We start from the raw sequence: 20,052 nt of genomic DNA on the forward strand, positions 1-20,052 counted from the left end.
TGAAGCGTGTCTGAACTTCGTCAATTCACCTCTGAATCCGTAACCGAGGGCCACCCGGACAAGATCTGCGATCAGATCAGCGATGCCGTGCTTGACGCCCTCCTCGAACAGGATCGTCGCGCCCGCGTTGCTGTCGAAACGATGGTCACGACCGGTCTTGTGCACGTCGCCGGCGAGGTGACGACCTCCGGCTATGCCGATATCGCCCAGCTGGTGCGCGATGTCATCACCGACATCGGCTACGACTCTTCGGCCAAGGGCTTCGACGGCCACACCTGCGGCGTTTCGCTGTCGATCGGCGCTCAGTCGAACGACATCTCCGAGGGCGTGACCCGTTCGCTGGAGGCCCGCTCTGGTACGACCGATCTTTACAGCTCCCTGGGTGCTGGCGATCAGGGCCTCATGTTCGGGTATGCGGACAATTCGACTGCGACCCTCATGCCCACGCCGATCTACTGGTCGCACAGGCTGACTGAACGGCTCACCGCAGTTCGCAAGTCAGGGACCCTGCCGTACCTGCGCCCTGACGGTAAGTCGCAAGTGACGGTGGGCTATGACGGGGACAAGGCTGTGACGGTCGAAGCTGTTGTGCTTTCCACGCAGCACGACGAGACCGTGACCCACGCTGAGCTCGCCCAAGACATCCGCGCCCACGTGGTCGACCCGGTGTTGGAAGAGTCCGGGCTTGACACCTCGCGAACCAACTACTTCATCAACCCCGCGGGTCCGTTCATCACGGGCGGACCGATGGGCGATGCCGGTTTGACCGGCCGGAAGATCATCGTCGACACCTACGGCGGTTTTGCCCGTCACGGCGGCGGCGCTTTCTCCGGCAAGGACCCGTCGAAGGTTGACCGTTCGGGCGCCTACGCAACTCGCTGGGTGGCCAAGAACATCGTCGCCGCGGGTCTTGCTGAGCGTGCAGAAGTCCAGGTGGCCTATGCGATTGGCGCTGCCAGCCCCGTCGGCCTTTACGTCGAAACCTTCGGCACCAGCGAAGTCGATCCGGTGAAGCTGGCCGGAGCGGTGCGCGAGGTCTTTGACCTTCGCCCCGCGGCGATCATCGCCGAGCTCGACCTCAACCGTCCCATTTACCGTAAGACTTCGACCTACGGCCACTTCGGCCGCGAAGACTCTGATTTCACGTGGGAGAACACTGACCGCGCCGATGCGCTGAAGTCCTATTTCAGCTGAGAACCGTGGACGACGCTCAGCTGTTCGCAGACGCTGAGGAGCCTCGCCTGAGGATCCGCGGCGGTGCACAGCCTGCTGAGGACCGTCCCGTGGCGCGCGTCCTGCTGGAGTCCCCGCTTCCGCACCTGGATCGTCTGTTCGACTACGCCGTAACGCAGGAGCAGGCTGATGATGCGGTCATCGGAGCTCGCGTCCGGGTTCGCTTTTCAGGGCGGAAGCTTTCCGGTTTTATCGTCGAGCGCACGGACACGACCGATGTCGATGGTGAACTCGCACCCCTTGCCTCTGTCGTTTCGCCGCTTCCCGTGCTGGGTGAGGAACTGTACGGCCTCTGTCAGGCTGTTGCTGCGCGCTTTGCCGGGACGACGGCGGATGTTGCCAGGCTGGGTGTACCCGCACGCCACGCTCGCGGTGAAAAGAACGTTCTGAAGTCTGCACCCGGTGATCCCGACGGGGCAGCTGAGGCTGCCCGCGCTGTGCTTGAGGCCCCAGCGGCCGACCTTGTCCCAGCCGCCGAAGCCGATTACCTCGCGGCCCTGAAGTCGTGGGCTGAGAACGCGGACTCATCTGAACGGTCAGAGCCCGAAGCTGGACCTAGGGGCGCCTACACGGTTCTGCCGGGAGATTCCGGTGGTGTCGACTGGGTGCGCTTCGGGCTTGAGGCAGCCGCGCGGGTCATCGCCGAGGGGCGGACCGTGCTGTGGCTGGTGCCCGACTATCGGGAACTCGAGGCAGTCAAACGCCAGCTGGGCGCTCTTGGCGAGTTCACCTCCGTGCTCAGTGCTGACCAGGGACCGGAAGCACGATGGGCCGCGTGGGTTCGTGTGCTGACCGGACGGTCGCGCTTGGTGTTGGGGACGCAGGCTGCAGCTTTTGCCCCGATGCAGAGCCTCGGACTCATTCTGATGTTCGATGATGGCAATGACTCCTATCTCTTCGGCCGAGCACCGTATGCGCACGCCCGCTTCGTTCTGCAGGAACGTGTTCGCCGAACGGGTGCGGCTCTTCTGTTTCTTGACCGCACGCGCACGGTCGACGTGCAGTTTCTGATCGGCGCCGGCTGGGTGGGGGAGCTGCGCACCTCCCGCCAGGAGCGGCGCGAGTCAGCCCCCGTCGTGTTCCGCCCGCAGACAGAGCGCAGCATCAGCGATTTGACACAGCTGCCCGAGGCTGTGTTCAGCGTGATCCGGGGGGCCCTGGGCCGGGCGAAAAGCGAGGCCGCTGTCGGCCCGGTTCTCGTGCAGGTTCCGCGCACCGGCTATTCGACGTTTCTGACCTGCTCGGGGTGCAGCAATCCTGCGCTCTGCCCGTCGTGCGAAGCGCCGTTGAGCGCCGCCGGGCCGGAAGGCCCCTTTGCGTGTGCGCGGTGCGGATGGCACATCGAGCAGCTGGCGTGCCGCAGCTGCCGAAGTAGGCGCTTCAGCTTCCGCAGTGCGGGACTCGACGGAATTCACGCACAGCTGGGGCGCGCGTTTCCCGGCTTCACGGTTGTGCGCTCCGGCGGCAGCAAGATCTTCTCCAGGCTGGATGATCCAGCGGACATCGTCGTTGCCTCAACGGGTGCTGAACCCTATGTGGACGGCGGCTATGCGGCTGCGGTTCTGCTCGACACTCTGTGGCCTGGCCCCGTGCTCAGAGCAACTGACAGGGCAATTGCCAGGCGCATGCGGGCGGCAGCCATGGTCCGCCCCTCCCGTGCCGGCGGCCGTGTTCTCATCTTGGATGATGACCCGGACGTCGTCCGCACCCTGACCCGCTGGGATCCGGAAGTCTACGCCGCGGGAGAACTCGCGGATCGTACGGAAGCGGGGTTCCCGCCGGCTTGGCGAACAGCCGAGGTCACGGGTGCACGCCAAGCGGTCGAAGACGTTGCGGAAGGCTGCTGTGAAGACTTCGACGCGCGGCTGTACGAACTGCGCGACGGCCCGCCCCGGTCGCGCTTCACCCGCCCCGGCGACGAGGTCGATGAATCCGTCGTCACGGCGGTTCTCGGCATTCCCGCTTCGACTGGCAGCACGCTCTCAGAACACTTGGCGGCCGAAACCGCCAGCCGGTCAATGCGCGGCGACGTGCAGATTCGCGTCCGCATGGACGATCCCGACGCCCTGTGACAGCAGCCGCCCACTAGACTGAACTGCGTGAGAATCCTGTTTGCCGGCACTCCGGAACCCGCCGTTCCCTCCTTGCGCGCCGTCGCCTCGCAGCACAGCGTGGCAGCTGTGCTCACCCGACCCGATGCGCCGGTCGGACGTAAGCGCGTTCTGACGCCCAGTCCAGTGAAGACGGCAGCGCAGGAACTCGATCTTCCCGTCATTGAGGCCAGCCGCCTGGTCGGTGATGTCGTGACACAGATCGAAGAGCTTAAGGTCGATGCCGTTGCGGTCGTCGCCTACGGGGCGCTGGCCGGACCGCGGTCACTCGCGGCCGCCCGCCTGGGCTGGTACAACCTCCACTTCTCGCTTCTTCCCGATTATCGAGGTGCCGCTCCTGTCCAGCGCGCCCTCATCGACGGGCACACCACGTCTGGTGTGACCGTGTTCCGACTTGATGAGGGGATGGACACCGGCGACATCGTCAGCGCACTCGAACTGCCGCTTGACCACGTCGACGCCGGAACGGCCCTTGCCGACTACGCCGACAAGGGCGCAGCTGTTCTCGCGGATGCTCTCACCGCGGTAGAAAACGGCACAGCACAGTTCACTCGGCAGCCGACCGAGGGGACACTCGCACCCAAGATCACCGCCGCTGATGCGCACCTGGACTTCCAGCAGTCAGCCGAACAGCTCATTGCCCGCTCGCGCGGCACCTCGCCGGCCCCGGGACCGTGGAGCACAATCGACGGCAAGCGCACTAAGCTTGGCCCGCTCGCACCAGCCGAGGGCTCGCTTGAACCGGGACACACCGCCAGTGCTCATGGCGGAATGCTGATCGGCACGGGAAGCCATCCGGTATTCATCGAGACAATCCAGCCGTTCGGCAAGCAGCGCATGGCCGCCGCGGACTTCCTGCGCGGCAACCCCGGCGTCAGCTTTGACCTGGGTGAGGGCGCATGAGTCGGCCTGACGCTCGTCGCAGTCGGGGCCGGAACAACCCGCAGAAAGCGAACCTCGCCCGCATCCTCGCGTGGGAGGTGCTCGTCGCGGTTGATGAAGACGACGCCTATGCCAACCTTCTGCTGCCGCGCAAGATTGCGCGCACGCGCCTGCGCGCTGATGATGCGGCACTGGCAACCGAACTGACCTACGGAACGCTGCGCGCCCGCGGTCTCTACGACGCGATCATCGCCGAAGCGGCGTCCCGCAAAGTCGACACCCTGGAAATCCCGGTGCTTAATGCCATGCGGATGGGAGCGCACCAGCTGCTGGCCATGCGCATTCCCGACCACGCGGCAGTCGGCGAAACGGTAGCAGTCATCAAGCAGTCGCTGCCGCGTGCATCCGGGATCGTCAACGCCGTCCTGCGCCGGATTGGTGAGCGCAGCTATGACGACTGGCTGGCACTCGTGACAGCCGGTCTGCCCGAAGACCAGGCGAAGTCCCTGCGGTACTCGCACCCGGCCTGGATCGTCAGCGCCCTGCGGGAGGCCCTCGAAGCTCACGGGCGCAGTTCGGCGGAAATCGATTTGCTGCTGCAGTCCCACAACGATCCTGCTCCCGTCGTGCTCACGGCACTGCCGGGACTGGACCGCAGCGAACTTCCCGGAACTCCCACCGAGCTGTCACCCCTGGGTGTGATTCTCGACCGCGGTGACCCGGGGAATCTCGAGGCGGTGCGAACGGGACGTGCGCGGGTGCAGGACGAAGGCTCCCAGCTGACAGCACTCACCCTGCTGGAGGCTGAAGCTCCCGAGGGCGAATGGCTCGACATGTGCGCCGGCCCCGGCGGCAAAACCGCAATTCTGGCCGCCACGGCGGCCGAGCGGGGTGAGCCCGTGACAGCCCTCGATGCGTCAGGTCACCGAGCTGACCTCGTGGTCGACAGCACGCGCGCTTTTGCCGACACCGTCGAAGTGTTCAAAGGTGACGGACGCGAATTCGCCGAAGCGTATCCCGGTGACTTCACCCGGGTGCTCGTGGACGTTCCCTGCTCAGGTTTGGGTGCGCTGCGGCGCAGGCCTGAAGCGCGCTGGCGGCGCAGTCCCGAGGACGTGCGCACACTGCGCCCGCTGCAGGACGGCCTTCTTCGGGCCGCATGGCAGGCGTGTGCGCCCGGCGGCATCATCGCCTACTCCACGTGTTCACCGCACAAACACGAAACCCTCGACGTGGTCCGCGCCTTCGCAGCAGACACCCCAGCGGTACAGATTCTCAACACACCCGACCACCTGGCCCGGGTAACGGGACAGCCAGCCGAAAGCTTCGCCTCGTCCGCCGTGGGTGACGGTGCCGCTGCTCAGCTGTGGTCCCACGTTCACGAAACCGACGGCATGTTCATCTGCCTCATCCGCCGCCCAGCCTGAGAGGACACTCGTGTCGATTTCCATCAACCCCAGCATCCTGTCCTGTGACTTCGCGCAGTTCGACCGCGAACTGGCAAAAATCGCCGACGCCGACATGGCCCACGTCGACGTCATGGACAACCACTTCGTGCCCAACCTCACGTTCGGCCCGCCCGTTGTTGAGCGAATCAAAGCCGTTTCACCCATTCCGCTGGACATGCACCTCATGATCTCTGAAGCCGACCGGCACGCACCGGTCTATGCCGAAATGGGCTGCGAGTCAGTGACCTTCCACCTGGAGGCCTCGGCCGCTCCGGTTCGCACAGCGCGTGAACTGCGCCGCCTGGGTGCAAAGGCCTCCGTTGCGGTCAAACCGGCGACCCCCGTCGAACCGCTCATTGACCTGCTCGGCGAATTCGACCAGGTGCTCATCATGACCGTCGAACCTGGCTTCGGCGGACAGAAGTTCCTCGACGTGTGCCTGCCGAAGGTCCGCAGGATCCGCGAAGCGATCTCGGCTGCCAATCTCGAGCTGACCGTCCAAGTGGACGGGGGGATCTCCGAGGACACGATCGGTCGCGCAGCAGAGGCCGGCGCTGACGTCTTTGTGGCAGGCTCCGCTGTCTACGGAGCTGACAATCCTGCCGCGCAGATCGCGCGACTGCGTGAACTCGCAGGAGAACACGCTTGCTGACCGACCTCTTCGGAATCCTCAACACCCCGGCTTTCTGGCTGGCGGGCAAACCGGTCCCGTGGTCAGACCTCATCGGCAACATCTTCGCCCTGCTGACGGTGGGACTCGCACTCAAACGCAGTGTGTGGTCGTGGCCCGTGCAGATTCTGGGCTCCATCCTGCTGCTGAGCGCATCCCTGTCCGCCCACCTGGGCGGCAACGCCAGCCGACAGGTGGTCATCATCGCCGCCGCCGTGTGGGGGTGGAGCACGTGGCAGAAATCGAAGAGCGAAACCGGCTCGATCGAGGTTCGCTGGGCCACCTGGAAAGAGCGCGCCGTTCTGCTGGCTGCTCTCATTGTGGGCACCGCCGTATTCGGCACTGTGCTGAAACTGGGGGACTGGTCGTGGAACCCCTACCCGGACGCGTATATCTTCATCGGCTCACTCGTTGCGATGTACGCCCAGGGCAAGGCGATCGTCGAATTCTGGTTCGTGTGGCTGGCGGTTGACCTTGTGGGCATCCCGCTGGCCGTCATGGGCGGCCTGCTGTTCTCCGGAATCGTCTACTTCATCTTCCTCATCATGGTTCTCATGGGTATGCGCGACTGGGCCAAGAGATCGCGCCAGACGATTTCCTCACCGTCCTCAGCCGCCGCCACGATCCACGGTGAGGAAACAGCCTGAGCAGCCGGCACCTCGTGCGTGATCAGTTGAGATTCCCACAACGTGAGCCGCGATACATCGCGGCTGAGCCGTGTACTAATCTGGCACCGTGAAGACCTTTGACGAGCTTTTTGCCGAATTGAAGACCAAAGCGGAGACCCGCCCGGAAGGGTCGTCGACCGTCGCCGAACTTGACGCCGGAGTGCATCAGATCGGAAAGAAGATTGTCGAAGAGGCCGCTGAGGTCTGGATGGCTGCCGAATACCAGTCGGACAGCGAACTGGCCGAAGAGATCTCCCAGGCGATCTACCACCTGCAGGTCATGATGCTCGCACGCGGACTGACCCCCGAAGACATCTACCGGTACCTGTAAGAAAGGCCCCTGTGCTCAGAGTCGCCGTTCCCAACAAGGGATCACTGTCAGAAAAAGCCACGGAGATGCTCCGCGCCGCAGGCTACTCGCTGCGGCCCAACGCGAAGACGCTGGCCCACACCGACAACGTCAACGAAATCGAGTTCTTCTACCTGCGCCCGCGCGACATCGCGGTGTACATCGGGCGGGGAATCCTCGACATCGGGATCACCGGTCGCGACCTTCTGCTCGAATCCGGTGCGGAAGCCGAAGAGATCATGTCCCTGGGCTTCGGAGCTTCACGATTCCACTACGCCGGTCCCGCCGGCGCTTTTGCCGACCCGAGTGAGCTCAGCGGCACGAGCATTGCGACCTCCTACCCGGAACTCGTCCAGCAGGATCTTCAGCAGCGTGGGATGAGCGCATCAATCGTGCCGCTGGACGGGGCTGTTGAAGTGTCCATCCAGCTGGGCGTTGCCGACGCTATCGCGGACGTCGTCGAAACCGGAACCACCCTGCGCGCTGCGGGACTGGAGACAATCGGCGAGCCGATCCTGCGCTCGGAGGGCGTTCTCATCGGCCGTGACGGCCCGCCGCGCGAAGCCGAAGACCCCGAGCAGATCGAACTCAGAACTGACATCCTGCTGCGCCGCCTGGAAAGCGTCATCGTCGCCCGCGACTACGTGCTCATTGACTACGACGTTGCCGAAGAGAACCTCGAAGCGGCGATCGCCATCACCCCGGGCTTTGAAAGCCCGACCGTGTCAACCCTGCACGATCGCGGCTGGTTTGCCGTCCGGGCCATGGTGCCCTCAGCCGACCAGCACACACTCATGGACAAGCTCTACAGCGTCGGCGCGCGGGCAATCCTCGTCAGCCGCATCGACGCCTGCCGCATCTGACACCGGCCGCCAGCACCGACGCCGGCGGCCGCCACACCAGGAAGGACTGACATGTCGCAAGGACCACTCAACGGCTACACCGTCGTAGACCTCTCCCGCGCTCTCGCCGGCCCTCACGCAGGCCAGATCTTCGGCGACCTCGGTGCGCGGGTCATCAAAGTAGAAAATCCCACCAGCGGTGACGACACGCGCAGCTGGGGCCCGCAGTACGTGGGGCCGGAAGACCAGAAGCAGGCCACGTACTTCCTGGCGTGCAACCGCAACAAGGAATCCATCGCGCTGGATCTCAAGAGCGAGGACGGCAAGCACGTTCTCGAAGAGCTCATCAAGCGCGCAGACGTGGTCATCGAGAACTTCCGCACCGGCGTTATGGACCGCCTGGGCTTTTCCACGCAGCGCTGCCTGGAGCTCAACCCGCGCCTGGTGATCCTGTCCATCACCGGCTTCGGCCACGACGGTCCCGAGGGCGGTCGTGCCGGCTACGACCAGATCGCCCAGGGCGAGGCGGGGCTCATGTCGGTCACGGGTTCGGGCCCGGACGACTTCCAGCGGGTCGGCGTGCCGATTGCCGACCTCCTGGGCGGCATCAACGGAACCCTCGGTGTTCTTGCGGCTCTCCTTGAACGCGAACGCACCGGCAAGGGCAAGATCGTTCGCACCTCGCTCATCGCCGGCATTGTCGGCGTGCACGCCTTCCAGGCCACCTCGCAGCTCGTCGGCGGTGTCACACCGAAACCCAACGGCAACCACCACCCGGCGCTGTCGCCCTACGGTCTCTTCCGCTGCAAGGGCGGCGAGGGCGGTGCGGTCCAGATGTCGGTGGGCAACCAATCGCTGTGGCAGAAGTTCTGCACCGCGTTCGACCTCGATCCCGAAGCTGAGGGCATGGCCGACAACGACGCGCGCGTGAAGAACCGCGAAGCAGTCACTGCTGCTGTCGAAGGTGCTTTTGCCGACCTCGATTCCGATGAAGTGCTGGCCAAGCTCAGCGAAGCCGGCATTCCGGCCGGTGTTGTCCGCACGCTCGACGAAGTCTACGAATGGGATCAGGCACTCTCGCAGGGCCTCAAGATCACGGTGGACCACCCCGTTGTCGGCGACATGGACCTCGCCGGCCCGGTTCTGCGCTTCTTCGACGGCGGTGAAGAAGGCGAAGTAGAAACGACATTCTCCGAACACAAGGCACCCCCTGTTCTCAACGCAGACTCTGAGGCCATCCGCGCCTGGTTGGACGGTGAAGCATGACTAAGCGGTACTCAGCCCGCGAACTCATCGACCTCGTCGTTGATGAGGGCACGTTTGAATCTTGGGACACTGAACCGATCACACCGGCGGCGGGAATCTCGTACGAGTACGCTGCAGAACTTGCGGCAGCCCGCGAAAAGTCTGGTGCCGACGAAGCGATTCTTACGGGCGAAGGCCGAGTGCGGGGACGTCGTGTTGCCATCGTGGCCAGCGAGTTCCGCTTCCTCGCCGGCTCGATCGGCATTGCCGCGGCAGAGCGTCTGACGTCCGCCATTGAACGCGCAACCGCGGAAGGGCTGCCGCTGCTGGCCGGCCCAGCATCAGGCGGCACCCGCATGCAGGAGGGCACGGTCGCCTTCCTGTCGATGGTCAAGATCACGGCAGCCGTCAACGACCACCGCAAAGCCGGCCTGCCGATCCTCGTCTACCTGCGCCACCCGACCACCGGCGGTGTGTTCGCCTCGTGGGGTTCGCTCGGCCACTTCTCCGTTGCCGAACCGGGCGCGCTCGTGGGCTTCCTCGGTCCGCGCGTGTACGAAGAGCTCTACGGCGAGCCCTTCCCAACCAATGTGCAGACCGGAGACAACCTCCACCGTCGCGGTCTCGTCGACGCCGTCATGGGCCCCGAACGTCTGGGGGAGACCGCAGCGAAGGCGCTCGACGTCCTCATGGGCGCACTCGAGGTGCCGGCACCCGTCGACAATCCCGACACCTCGCCGAACCCCATGCCAAGCGGCACGAACGCGTGGGACATCATCACCGCCTCGCGCGATGAAAAGCGGCCAGGAGTGCGCGAACTGCTGCGCTACGGGGCCCGCAATGTGCTGCCGCTCAACGGCACGGGACAGGGTGAAAAAGACCGCGGCATGATCCTTGCTCTGGCCACGTTCGGCTCTGCGCCGTGCATTGTGCTCGGCCAAGACCGCCGCGGACAGCGCAAGTACGAACCGATGGGGCCTGCAGCCCTGCGCGAAGCCCGCCGCGGTATGCGCCTGGCCGACGAACTGCACATCCCGTTGGTAACCGTCATCGACACCCCGGGTGCGGCCCTTTCCAAGGACGCAGAAGAGGGCGGTCTTGCCGGTGAAATCGCCCGCTCCCTGTCTGACCTCATTGCGCTGAAGGCACCGACGGTGTCGGTCATCCTCGGTGAGGGCTCAGGAGGCGGAGCTCTCGCGCTCATTCCCGCCGACCGTGTGCTCAGTGCCGAAAACGGCTGGCTGTCGCCGCTGCCGCCAGAGGGCGCATCGGCAATCGTGCATCGGACGAAAGACCGCGCCGCCGAAATGGCGCAGGCGCAGCAGGTGCACTGCGAAAAGCTCGTCGAACACGGAATCGTGGATCGGGTCATTGCGGAAAAGCCGAACGCCGCTCAAGAACCGCGCGAATTCTCCGAACGTGTGGCGCAGACCCTGGAATACGAAATCATCGACCTCATGCGCGTCCACCCGTCGCGCCGCCGCTACCAGCGGATTGACCGCTACCGAAAGCTGGGTATCTGATGCCCGCCGTGCGAATCATCCCATGTCTCGACGTTGACGGCGGGCGCGTCGTCAAAGGCGTGAACTTCAAGGGGCTGAAAGACGTCGGCGACCCCGTTGAACTCGCCGAGCGCTACGGCGCCGGCGGGGCTGACGAACTGACGTTCCTCGACATCGGCGCCTCCAGTGGGAACCGCGAAACCCTGTACGACGTGGTGAAGAAGACCGCAGAGCAGGTTTTCATCCCCCTGACTGTCGGCGGGGGAGTCCGCACCGCTGACGACGTCGACCGGCTGCTGCGCGCAGGTGCCGACAAAGCGTCGATCAACACCGCCGCCATCGCCCGCCCCGAAGTCATCGGCGAAATCGTCGACCGCTTCGGTTCGCAGGTCCTTGTGCTCTCCGCCGATGTGCGTCGCGGAGATACCGCCTCCGGCTATGAGGTGACCACGCACGGCGGCAAGAGGGGCACCGGCCTGGACGCTCTCGAATGGGTGCGTGAAGCTCAGGAACGGGGCGTCGGCGAGGTCCTCCTGAACTCCATGGACGCTGACGGCACCAAGGAGGGATTCGACCTCGAGCTGATCCGCGACGTTCGCCCGCACATCACGGTTCCGCTCATCGCATCCGGCGGCGCCGGCAAACTTGAGCACTTCGCACCGGCTGTGCGCGCTGGCGCCGATGCTGTGCTGGCTGCCTCCGTCTTCCACTATGGGACGTTCACGATTGCCGATGTGAAAGACGCTCTGCGCTCTGAAGGCATCGAAGTTCGATGACTGAGATTCTTCGCCCCGAGGACTTGCGCTACGGTGCTGACGGCCTGCTGCCGGCTGTCGTCCAGGAGTACGACACTCGCGAGGTGCTGATGCTCGCCTGGGTTGACGCCGAGGCGGTGCGCCGCACGCTCGACACGCGCAAGGCCACGTACTGGTCGCGTTCACGCGGTGAGTACTGGGTGAAGGGCGAAACTTCCGGGCACGCGCAGCAGGTCATGCGGGTCAGCCACGACTGTGACGGTGACACCGTCCTGTACGAGGTGCGCCAGACCGGTCCGGCATGCCACACGAACACGCCGTCGTGCTTTTCCGACAGGAGGATGGATGATCACTCCGCTCAGTGAGTTCCGCGAACTCGGCAAACACCACCGGGTTGTTCCAGTCACGGCCACGGTTCTCGGCGACGGGGAAACTCCGATGTCGATCTACCGCGCCATTGCTCACGGTCGTCCGGGAGCGTTTCTGTTGGAGTCGGCTTCGCAGGGTTCCTGGCAGCGATACTCCTTTGTGGGTCGCAACCCGCTCTCAACGCTGAGCGCACAGCGCGGTGGAGAACTCACGTGGCAGGGAACAGTGCCCGCGGGTGCGCCGACCGGCGGCGATCCGCTGGAGGGCGTTTCGCAGGTTCTCAGCCTGCTCAAGAGCCCTCCGCCGGTGGATCTTCCCCCGATGACGTCGTCGCTCGTGGGCTACATCGGCTGGGATGCGGTTCGCCGCTTTGAGAAGCTCGGCGCTGGCCCCGACGCTGTGTCGAACATCCCGGAGATCCACCTGTCGATCCCCGGCGATGTCGTAGTGTTCGACCACTACACGGCTGAACTCACCCTGGTCGCAAACGTGCTCAACGCCGATGGATCACCAGAGCGCATCGAACAGGCCTATGAGAACGGCCGCAAGCGGATCGACGCCATGCTGCGCGACCTCAATGAGCAGCGTAAACCCGTCATTTCGACGCTCGATTGGCCGGCACCGACGGTGCGGTCCCACACGGAGCACGAAGACTTCCTCGCGACCGTCGAAACGGCAAAAGAGCACATTCGCCGCGGTGACGTGTTTCAGGTGGTTCCGGGACAGCGGTTCGAAAGCGACACCTCGGCTTCGGCTCTCGACATCTACCGTGTCCTGCGGCGCACCAATCCGAGCTCGTACATGTACCTGCTCGAGGTGGAAAACTCCGAAGGCGAGCCCTTCAGTATCATCGGCTCGTCTCCTGAAGCACTCGTGACGGTGAAAGACCGCGAGGTCCTCACTCACCCGATTGCCGGTTCGCGGCCACGCGGCAAGACCGAGGTCGAAGACCGTAGGCTTGCGGAAGAACTCATCGGCGATGCGAAAGAGCGCTCCGAGCACATCATGTTGGTTGACCTGGCGCGCAACGACCTGGCGAAAGTGTGCCAACCGGGAACCGTGGACGTCGCTGAGTTCATGGAGGTCGCCCGCTACAGCCACATCATGCACATTGAATCTACTGTCACGGGCACTCTGCGCGACGACGTCGACGGCATGGACGTCATCCGCGCTGCGTTCCCGGCGGGTACGCTTTCGGGCGCACCGAAGCCGCGGGCCCTGCAGCTGATCGACGAACTCGAACCAATCGGCCGCGGACTGTACGGCGGTGTTGTCGGCTACCTGTCGTTTGCCGGTGATCTCGACATGGCGATTGCCATTCGCACGGGTGTGCTCAAAGACGGTGTTGTGGCCGTCTATGCCGGTGCCGGTGTTGTTGCAGACTCCGTGCCCGAATCCGAATACCAGGAAACCCGCACCAAGGCGGCGTCGGTGCTCAATTCGGCTGCTGCCGCGCAGACGCTGCGAGCAGCGGTGTCGGCAGATGACCTCGAAGAGCCGGGTGAGCGCAAATGACCCGCGGACGGTCCGTTCTGCTCCTCCTAGCGGCAGCGGGAATCCTGTGGTTCGTCTCGACACGTGAACTCGTGACCATGACGGGTGCGGTCAACACCGGCCCGGCAGGTGTTGCTGACGCCGCCCCCGGAGCATCGGGCGGCGGAGGCTCGCCTGTTCTCACGGCACAGGCGGCTGCGTTTGCCGTGACGGCTCTGCTGCTGGCGATGCTCGGAACCGCAGGCCGAAGAATCACCGGCGTCCTCATGGTTCTCCTGGGGTTCGGCTACTTCGGCACCGGCCTCGGCATCGCCCTGGGCCAAGACGCCACACCCTGGGCGTGGATCGCAGCTGCAGCCGGCCTTGTGGCAGCCGTTGCCGCTGGTCTTGCCGGATTCGGACGTACTCAGTGGCGCACCAGCCAGAAGTTCGAACGCGCTGACATCGTGGAGGGCGAAGCAGATCCCGACGACGACCCGGCTGCCGCCTGGGACGCACTTTCGCGCGGTGAAGACCCCGACGACATCAGATGATTCGCCTCTCATGGCGAGCCGATTGCCAGCAACTCAGTCTTTCGTGAGAGAATCCTGACAGCAGAATGAAGGAGCACAATGTCTAAGACCAAGTACCGCAACGGACCCTCTGACCTCGACAAGTCGAGCATCGACTACGAGGCAATCCAGGACCCCGGCCACATGCACTCTGTCGGTGCGTGGATCGGCGTCATCCTCGTGTTCGTCGGCGTTGCTGTTGCCAGCATCGGCACCCTGATCGTCAACAACAGCGGCTGGACGCTGTTCTTCGTCGGCTGCGGAATCGTCGTGCTCGGCGCAATCGTCGGCCCCATCTTGGTCAAGGCAGGCCTGGGCCCGAAGATTCACCGCAACACCCTGCAGCGTTGACAGTTCTCGGCGAGATCATTGACGGGGTCCGCGAAGACCTCGAACAGCGCCGCGCTCGTGTCGACCTCGAGCAGATGAAAGAGCGCGCAGCGGCAGCAGCCCCTGCGCGCTCCTTCGCACCCGAACAGTTCGGGCTGATCTGCGAAGTCAAGCGTTCGTCACCTTCCAAGGGCGCGCTGGCCGACATCGCAGACCCGGCTGAACTCGCCGCCGCCTACGAGGCCGGAGGTGCGGCAGCAATTTCGGTGCTCACGGAGGAGCGACGCTTCGGCGGCAGCCTCGAAGACTTCGCAGCAGTGCGTGCCCGCGTGGACGTCCCGCTGCTGCGCAAGGACTTCATGGTCGACGAATACCAGGTGTACGAGGCCCGCGCCTACGGGGCGGACATCATCCTGCTGATCGTCGCGGCTCTCGACGACGAGCAGATGCGCAGCCTCTACGAGCTTGCCCACGAACTCGGCATGGCAGTCCTCGTCGAAGCTCACACCAGCGAAGAGATCGCGCGTGCGGCGAAGCTCGGGGCGAAGATCCTCGGTGTGAACACCCGCAACCTCAAAGACCTGTCGGTTGATCCCGCGCGCTTTGCGCCCCTGGCGGCTGAAGCGACGGGGCACACCCACCTGGTCGCTGAAAGCGGTGTCGCAACAAGCGCCGAAGTCGAACTCTACGCGGCGGCCGGCGCAGACCTCGTGCTCGTCGGCGAAGCACTCGTGAAGCACGGCGACCCGCAGACCGCGGTTGCCGAGTTCACCCGCGCAGGCCGCGCACAGCGGCCCTAGCGACTCAATCGCAGCGCACACCCACAGCAAGCCGCCCGCGCACAGGCGCCTCGTGCTCTAACATCCCGAGCCGCCCACACAGAACGGAAGTGACATGCCCGAAATCCCAGCAGCAGAAGCCGGCCCGTACTTCGGCGAGTTCGGCGGCCGGTTCTTCCCGGAAGCTCTCGTGCCCGCCCTCGACCAGATCGAGGAAGCGTGGCGCAAAGCCATGGTCGACCCCGAATTCGCCGAAGAGCTCACGCGACTGCAGCTTGAATATACGGGCCGTCCCAGTCTGCTGACGGAAGCGCCGCGCTTTGCTGAACACTGCGGAGGAGCACGCGTCTTCCTCAAGCGCGAAGACCTCAACCACACGGGCTCGCACAAGATCAACAACGTGCTCGGGCAGGCTCTTCTCACGGTGCGCATGGGCAAGACCCGTGTCATTGCCGAAACCGGTGCCGGCCAGCACGGCGTTGCAGCAGCGACTGCCGCAGCTCTGTTCGGTCTTGAGTGCACCGTGTACATGGGCGAAGAAGACACTCAGCGGCAGTCGCTCAACGTGGCCCGCATGCGCCTGCTGGGCGCCGAGGTCGTTCCTGTGCGCACCGGCACTCGCACTCTGAAAGACGCCATGAACGAAGCCATGCGCGACTGGGTGGCGAACGTTGAGACAACGCACTACATGATCGGCACGGTCGCCGGACCCCACCCGTTCCCCGCTATGGTGCGCAGCTTCCAGCGCGTCATGTCGGACGAAGCGCGTGAACAGATCCAGCAGAAGGCCGGCCGTCTGCCCGACGCTGTGTGCGCCTGCGTGGGCGGCGGTTCGAACGCCATGGGAATCTTCGCGGCGTTCATCGGCGATGAGAACGTCCGCCTGTACGGTTTCGAAGCCGGCGGCGACGGCGTGGACACCGGCCGTCACGCTGCACGATTCTCCGGCGGACGCCCCGGTGTTCTCCACGGTTCGGCCACCTACATCCTGCAGGACGAAGACGGCCAGACCCTGCCGTCGCACTCGGTGTCCGCAGGCCTGGACTACCCGTCGGTCGGCCCCGAACACTCCTACCTCAATGACTCCGGACGGGCTGAGTACCGTCCGATCGTCGACGACGAGGCCATGGAGGCCTTCCGCCTGCTGGCCCGCACCGAGGGAATCATCCCGGCTATCGAAAGCTCGCACGCTCTTGCCGGTGCCATGAAGGTCGGCAGGGAGCTCGGAGAAGACGCTGTTATCCTCGTGAGCCTGTCCGGGCGCGGCGACAAGGACATGACGACCGCCGCCCGGTGGTTTGACTACATCGACGAAGGAGCGGTCCAGGTATGAGCACGGCTGAAGTCCTCACACAGACCAAGAACGACGGGCGTGCCGCCCTCGTGGGCTACCTGCCCGTCGGCTTCCCCGATGTTCCCGGCTCCCTCGACGCGATGGCAGAACTGGCTCGCGGCGGCGCTGACATCATCGAAGTCGGCATCCCGTACACCGACCCCGGCATGGACGGTCCCGTCATCCAGCGGGCGGCCGATGCTGCTCTGCAGGCCGGCGTGCGCGTTGCCGATTCGCTGCGCGCTGTTGAAGCCGCCGCGAACGCGGGAGCTGTTCCCGTTGTCATGAGCTACTGGAACCTCATCCTCCAGTACGGCGTCGAAGCCTACGCCCGCGACCTCGCGTCCGCCGGTGGTCACGGCATCATCACGCCGGACCTGCTGCCGGACGACTGCGCGGCGTGGGATGCAGCCTCGGACGCTCACGAACTCGACAGGATCTTCCTGGCCGCACCGTCATCAACGCCCGAGCGCCTCGCTCTCATCAGCTCGCGTTCTCGCGGCTTCGTCTATGCCGCCTCGACAATGGGTGTCACCGGCACCCGCGACCAGGTGGACTCGCACGCGGAAGACCTCGTAGGTCGTGTGCGCGACGCTGGTGCTGAGCACGTGTGCGTGGGGCTCGGAGTCTCGAACCGCGAACAGGCGGGCGAAGTCGCCGCCTACGCCGATGGTGTCATTGTCGGCTCCGCTCTGGTGCGGGCTCTTGACGAGGGCGGTCCCGCCGCGGTCGGCCGACTCGCGGAAGAGCTGCGCGAAGGAACGGTTCGCTCGTGACGTACCAGGCGGCGATTCCCTCACCGACCTGGCAGGGCTTTTCGCTCGGCCCGCTGACCATCCACGCCTACGCGCTGTGCATCATCACAGGCATCTTTGTGGCCCTGTGGCTGACGAATCGCAGGTGGACAGCACGAGGCGGAGATTCCGATGATCTGTGGACGATCGCCATGTGGACGATCCCCGCTGGCATCATCGGCGGTCGGCTCTACCACGTGTTCTCGACACCCGCCCCGTACTTTGGGGAGGGAGGAAACCCGGTTGCGGCTTTCTACATCTGGAACGGCGGACTCGGCATTTGGGGTGCTGTCGCCCTGGGTGTTCTGGTGGCGTACTTCGTGGCGCGCAAACTCGACATTCGCTTCGGCGCTTTTCTCGACGCTGCCGCTCCCGGTCTGCTGCTGGCGCAGGGGATCGGCCGCTGGGGCAACTGGTTCAATCAGGAGCTGTTCGGCGCGCCGACCACACTTCCGTGGGGTCTGCACATCGACCAGGTGATCAACGGCCGCCTCAACCCCAACTGGCCCGACCCCTCGATTCCCGAAGGCACGCTGTTCCATCCAACGTTCCTGTATGAATCAATCTGGAACATCCTGGGGGCACTGCTGCTCATCTGGCTGGGCAAACGGTTCCGGCTGGATCACGGCCAGGTGTTCTTCTCATACATCTGCTATTACACGCTGGGACGGGTGTGGATCGAAGCGCTGCGCATCGACACGGCGGAGCACATTCTTGGTCTGCGGCTCAACGTGTGGACGTCGATCCTGGTGTTCATCCTCGGTGCTGTCCTGCTAGCGGTATCGCGTATCCGGTACCCCAAGTTCAACCCGGACATCACACTGAGCGGATCACGGGGTGACGAACGCACTCAGGCAAGCGGCACCTCGGCAGAAACCTCCGCTCTGCCCCGGCAGTCGGACAGGGGAGAGGAGATCGGCTTCGGTCCTGTCACACAGGCGCTGCCCGTGATCGCTGATCCCGAAACTTCGGAACTTCCGGTGTCAGGACGGTCATTCGGATATTTCGGTGCGGTGACATCGACGATCTCGATCGTTCCGCAGGTGAGCAAACACGAAGACGGCAAGCACGACGGCTGATTGATCCGCGGCGGGTCTCTCACCGGGGACAACATTCGACTAGGGTGGAACTATGCGGCTAGCCAAGATCGTTGCAACCCTCGGACCTGCTCAGAAATCCTACGAAGACATCCGTGCCATCATCGATGCCGGAGTCGATGTTCTTCGCTTCAACTTCTCCCACGGCACCCACGCTGATCACAAGCGCCTGTACGGATGGGCGCGCGAAGCGGCCAACGACACCGGCCGTCCCGTTGCGGTCCTCATGGACCTGCAGGGGCCCAAGATTCGGCTGGGCACGTTCGCTGACGGCAAGAAGCACTACTTCGAACGCGGTCAGCAGTTCACGATCACAACCGACGACGTCGAAGGAACGGTCGAGCGCATCTCAACCACCTACCCGGGTCTGCCCGGCGATGTCAGCGTCGGCGACCCGCTGCTGGTCGATGACGGGCGCGTACGCCTGCGGGCAGTCGAAGTCGACGAAACCGACATTCTGGTTGAGGTCGAAGTTCCGGGCTACCTGTCCGACCACAAGGGCGTCAACCTACCCGGTGTCGCAGTCTCAGTGCCGGCGATGACCGAAAAGGACATCGCCGACCTCCGCTTCGGGCTGCGCATGGGTGTGGACTGGGTGGCGCTGTCCTTTGTGCGCGATGCCGCAGATGCTGAGCTCATTCGCTCGATCATGGATGACGAGGGCATTCACATTCCCGTCATCGCGAAACTGGAGAAGCCGCAGGCTGTCGAAAAGCTCGACGAAATCGTCGATGCCTTTGACGGGCTCATGGTTGCCCGCGGCGATCTGGGTGTCGAAGTTCCGCTGGAACAGGTTCCCCTCGTGCAGAAGCGCGCCATCGCCAAGTGCCGCCGCGAAGCCAAGCCTGTCATTGTGGCCACCCAGATGCTCGAATCGATGATCGAAGAGCCACGGCCCACCCGCGCTGAAGCCTCCGACTGCGCCAACGCAGTGTTCGACGGCGCGGATGCGCTCATGCTCTCCGGTGAAACCTCGGTTGGTCAGCACTGGATCGATGCGGTGCGCACCATGGCCCGCATCATCGAATCTTCCGAACAGCAGGGCCTGCACCTTGTTCCCGAACTGGGCAGTGAGCCGAAAACCCGCGGCGGTGCAATCACCGCGGCTGCCGTGCAGGTCGCCCACGACCTCGACATCGACCACATGTGCGTGTTCACGCAGACGGGAGACTCGGTGCGCCGCATGTCGCGGCTGCGTGCGCCTCGTCGACTTCTTGCATTCACGCCTGACGTCAAGGTGCGTCACCAGCTGGCACTCACCTGGGGTGTTGAAACGATCCTCGTGAACGAAGTCAGCCACACCGACCAGATGGCCCGGCAGACCGATGAAATCCTGCTGGGCGAGGGAATGGCCGAAGAGGGCGACTACTGCGTCATCGTGGCCGGATCGCCCCCGGGACTGCCCGGGTCGACCAACGCCCTGCGCGTGCACAAACTCGGTGACGCCATCAAGGGCCTGGCGCCGGCATACCGGGATGACAACCAGATCTTCAGCCACCCGGAAGCAGGCTACGGAAAGATCACCGAACCGAACTTCTGACCGGTGACCGGCGCCTCGTGAGGTAACCGGCAGAACCTGCCGGCCGCCTCGTGTGCTTCA

The 20,052-nt window shown here is 64.6% G+C and carries 20 protein-coding genes; all 20 read left to right on the forward strand.

What is annotated here, in order from left to right:
• Window positions 1–6: 6 nt before the first annotated feature.
• The 20 genes from metK to pyk all read left to right on the forward strand — a co-directional run bounded on the left by metK (window position 7) and on the right by pyk (window position 19,992).
• Window positions 7–1,194 carry a methionine adenosyltransferase gene (gene metK, locus HMPREF3087_RS02630; protein WP_061943020.1) on the forward strand — a complete coding sequence of 396 codons (1,188 nt, stop codon included), beginning with the start codon at window positions 7–9 and terminating at the stop codon, window positions 1,192–1,194.
• Between the two features lie 5 nt (window positions 1,195–1,199).
• Window positions 1,200–3,305 carry a primosomal protein N' family DNA-binding protein gene (locus HMPREF3087_RS02635; protein WP_083271995.1) on the forward strand — a complete coding sequence of 702 codons (2,106 nt, stop codon included), beginning with the start codon at window positions 1,200–1,202 and terminating at the stop codon, window positions 3,303–3,305.
• 27 nt (window positions 3,306–3,332) lie between these two features.
• On the forward strand, window positions 3,333–4,247 hold the full coding sequence (locus HMPREF3087_RS02640) for a methionyl-tRNA formyltransferase (RefSeq protein WP_070427954.1): 915 nt from the start codon (window positions 3,333–3,335) through the stop codon (window positions 4,245–4,247).
• Window positions 4,244–5,653, forward strand: coding sequence for an RsmB/NOP family class I SAM-dependent RNA methyltransferase (locus HMPREF3087_RS02645; protein WP_070427955.1), 1,410 nt, complete (start codon window positions 4,244–4,246; stop codon window positions 5,651–5,653). The genes HMPREF3087_RS02640 and HMPREF3087_RS02645 overlap by 4 nt, the downstream gene beginning before the upstream one ends.
• A 10-nt stretch (window positions 5,654–5,663) precedes the next feature.
• Window positions 5,664–6,326 carry a ribulose-phosphate 3-epimerase gene (rpe, locus tag HMPREF3087_RS02650; protein WP_070423507.1) on the forward strand — a complete coding sequence of 221 codons (663 nt, stop codon included), beginning with the start codon at window positions 5,664–5,666 and terminating at the stop codon, window positions 6,324–6,326.
• Window positions 6,320–6,991, forward strand: coding sequence for a nicotinamide riboside transporter PnuC (gene pnuC, locus HMPREF3087_RS02655; protein WP_062021172.1), 672 nt, complete (start codon window positions 6,320–6,322; stop codon window positions 6,989–6,991). The genes rpe and pnuC overlap by 7 nt, the downstream gene beginning before the upstream one ends.
• Window positions 6,992–7,079: 88 nt before the next feature.
• A complete protein-coding gene (locus HMPREF3087_RS02660) occupies window positions 7,080–7,343 on the forward strand; it encodes a phosphoribosyl-ATP diphosphatase (protein ID WP_019175105.1) in 264 nt (87 codons plus the stop codon).
• Between the two features lie 11 nt (window positions 7,344–7,354).
• Complete coding sequence (gene hisG, locus HMPREF3087_RS02665; protein WP_070427956.1) at window positions 7,355–8,224, forward strand: ATP phosphoribosyltransferase; 870 nt, start codon at window positions 7,355–7,357, stop codon at window positions 8,222–8,224.
• Window positions 8,225–8,275: 51 nt separating this feature from the next.
• Window positions 8,276–9,469: a CaiB/BaiF CoA transferase family protein gene (locus tag HMPREF3087_RS02670; protein ID WP_070427957.1), complete on the forward strand. Its 1,194-nt coding sequence runs from the start codon at window positions 8,276–8,278 to the stop codon at window positions 9,467–9,469.
• The gene (locus HMPREF3087_RS02675) at window positions 9,466–10,971 is read left to right on the forward strand and encodes a carboxyl transferase domain-containing protein (protein ID WP_070427958.1); all 1,506 of its coding nucleotides are present in this window, start codon (window positions 9,466–9,468) and stop codon (window positions 10,969–10,971) included. The genes HMPREF3087_RS02670 and HMPREF3087_RS02675 overlap by 4 nt, the downstream gene beginning before the upstream one ends.
• Window positions 10,971–11,726 carry an imidazole glycerol phosphate synthase subunit HisF gene (hisF, locus tag HMPREF3087_RS02680; RefSeq protein ID WP_061943004.1) on the forward strand — a complete coding sequence of 252 codons (756 nt, stop codon included), beginning with the start codon at window positions 10,971–10,973 and terminating at the stop codon, window positions 11,724–11,726. Before HMPREF3087_RS02675 ends, hisF begins: the two co-directional genes overlap by 1 nt.
• Window positions 11,723–12,070 (forward strand): phosphoribosyl-AMP cyclohydrolase, encoded by a 348-nt coding sequence (gene hisI, locus HMPREF3087_RS02685; RefSeq protein ID WP_061943002.1) that lies wholly within the window; start codon window positions 11,723–11,725, stop codon window positions 12,068–12,070. The genes hisF and hisI overlap by 4 nt, the downstream gene beginning before the upstream one ends.
• On the forward strand, window positions 12,051–13,589 hold the full coding sequence (locus HMPREF3087_RS02690; RefSeq protein ID WP_070427959.1) for an anthranilate synthase component I: 1,539 nt from the start codon (window positions 12,051–12,053) through the stop codon (window positions 13,587–13,589). The genes hisI and HMPREF3087_RS02690 overlap by 20 nt, the downstream gene beginning before the upstream one ends.
• Window positions 13,586–14,101, forward strand: a complete 516-nt coding sequence (locus HMPREF3087_RS02695; RefSeq protein ID WP_061942998.1) for a Trp biosynthesis-associated membrane protein — start codon at window positions 13,586–13,588, stop codon at window positions 14,099–14,101. Before HMPREF3087_RS02690 ends, HMPREF3087_RS02695 begins: the two co-directional genes overlap by 4 nt.
• A gap of 78 nt (window positions 14,102–14,179) precedes the next feature.
• A complete protein-coding gene (locus tag HMPREF3087_RS02700) occupies window positions 14,180–14,470 on the forward strand; it encodes an HGxxPAAW family protein (protein WP_061942996.1) in 291 nt (96 codons plus the stop codon).
• Window positions 14,467–15,249: an indole-3-glycerol phosphate synthase TrpC gene (trpC, locus tag HMPREF3087_RS02705; protein WP_061942994.1), complete on the forward strand. Its 783-nt coding sequence runs from the start codon at window positions 14,467–14,469 to the stop codon at window positions 15,247–15,249. The genes HMPREF3087_RS02700 and trpC overlap by 4 nt, the downstream gene beginning before the upstream one ends.
• A gap of 94 nt (window positions 15,250–15,343) precedes the next feature.
• The gene (trpB, locus tag HMPREF3087_RS02710) at window positions 15,344–16,561 is read left to right on the forward strand and encodes a tryptophan synthase subunit beta (RefSeq protein WP_062021193.1); all 1,218 of its coding nucleotides are present in this window, start codon (window positions 15,344–15,346) and stop codon (window positions 16,559–16,561) included.
• Entirely contained in the window at window positions 16,558–17,337 is a 780-nt protein-coding gene (trpA, locus tag HMPREF3087_RS02715) for a tryptophan synthase subunit alpha (protein WP_070427960.1), read from the forward strand. The genes trpB and trpA overlap by 4 nt, the downstream gene beginning before the upstream one ends.
• Window positions 17,334–18,434: a prolipoprotein diacylglyceryl transferase gene (lgt, locus tag HMPREF3087_RS02720; RefSeq protein WP_070427961.1), complete on the forward strand. Its 1,101-nt coding sequence runs from the start codon at window positions 17,334–17,336 to the stop codon at window positions 18,432–18,434. Before trpA ends, lgt begins: the two co-directional genes overlap by 4 nt.
• A 52-nt stretch (window positions 18,435–18,486) precedes the next feature.
• Entirely contained in the window at window positions 18,487–19,992 is a 1,506-nt protein-coding gene (gene pyk, locus HMPREF3087_RS02725; RefSeq protein WP_070427962.1) for a pyruvate kinase, read from the forward strand.
• The last annotated feature ends 60 nt before the right edge of the window (window positions 19,993–20,052 follow it).

Origin of the sequence: Brevibacterium sp. HMSC22B09, from assembly GCF_001806795.1 — a bacterium.
In the GTDB taxonomy this organism is placed as follows: Bacteria; Actinomycetota; Actinomycetes; order Actinomycetales; family Brevibacteriaceae; genus Brevibacterium; species Brevibacterium ravenspurgense.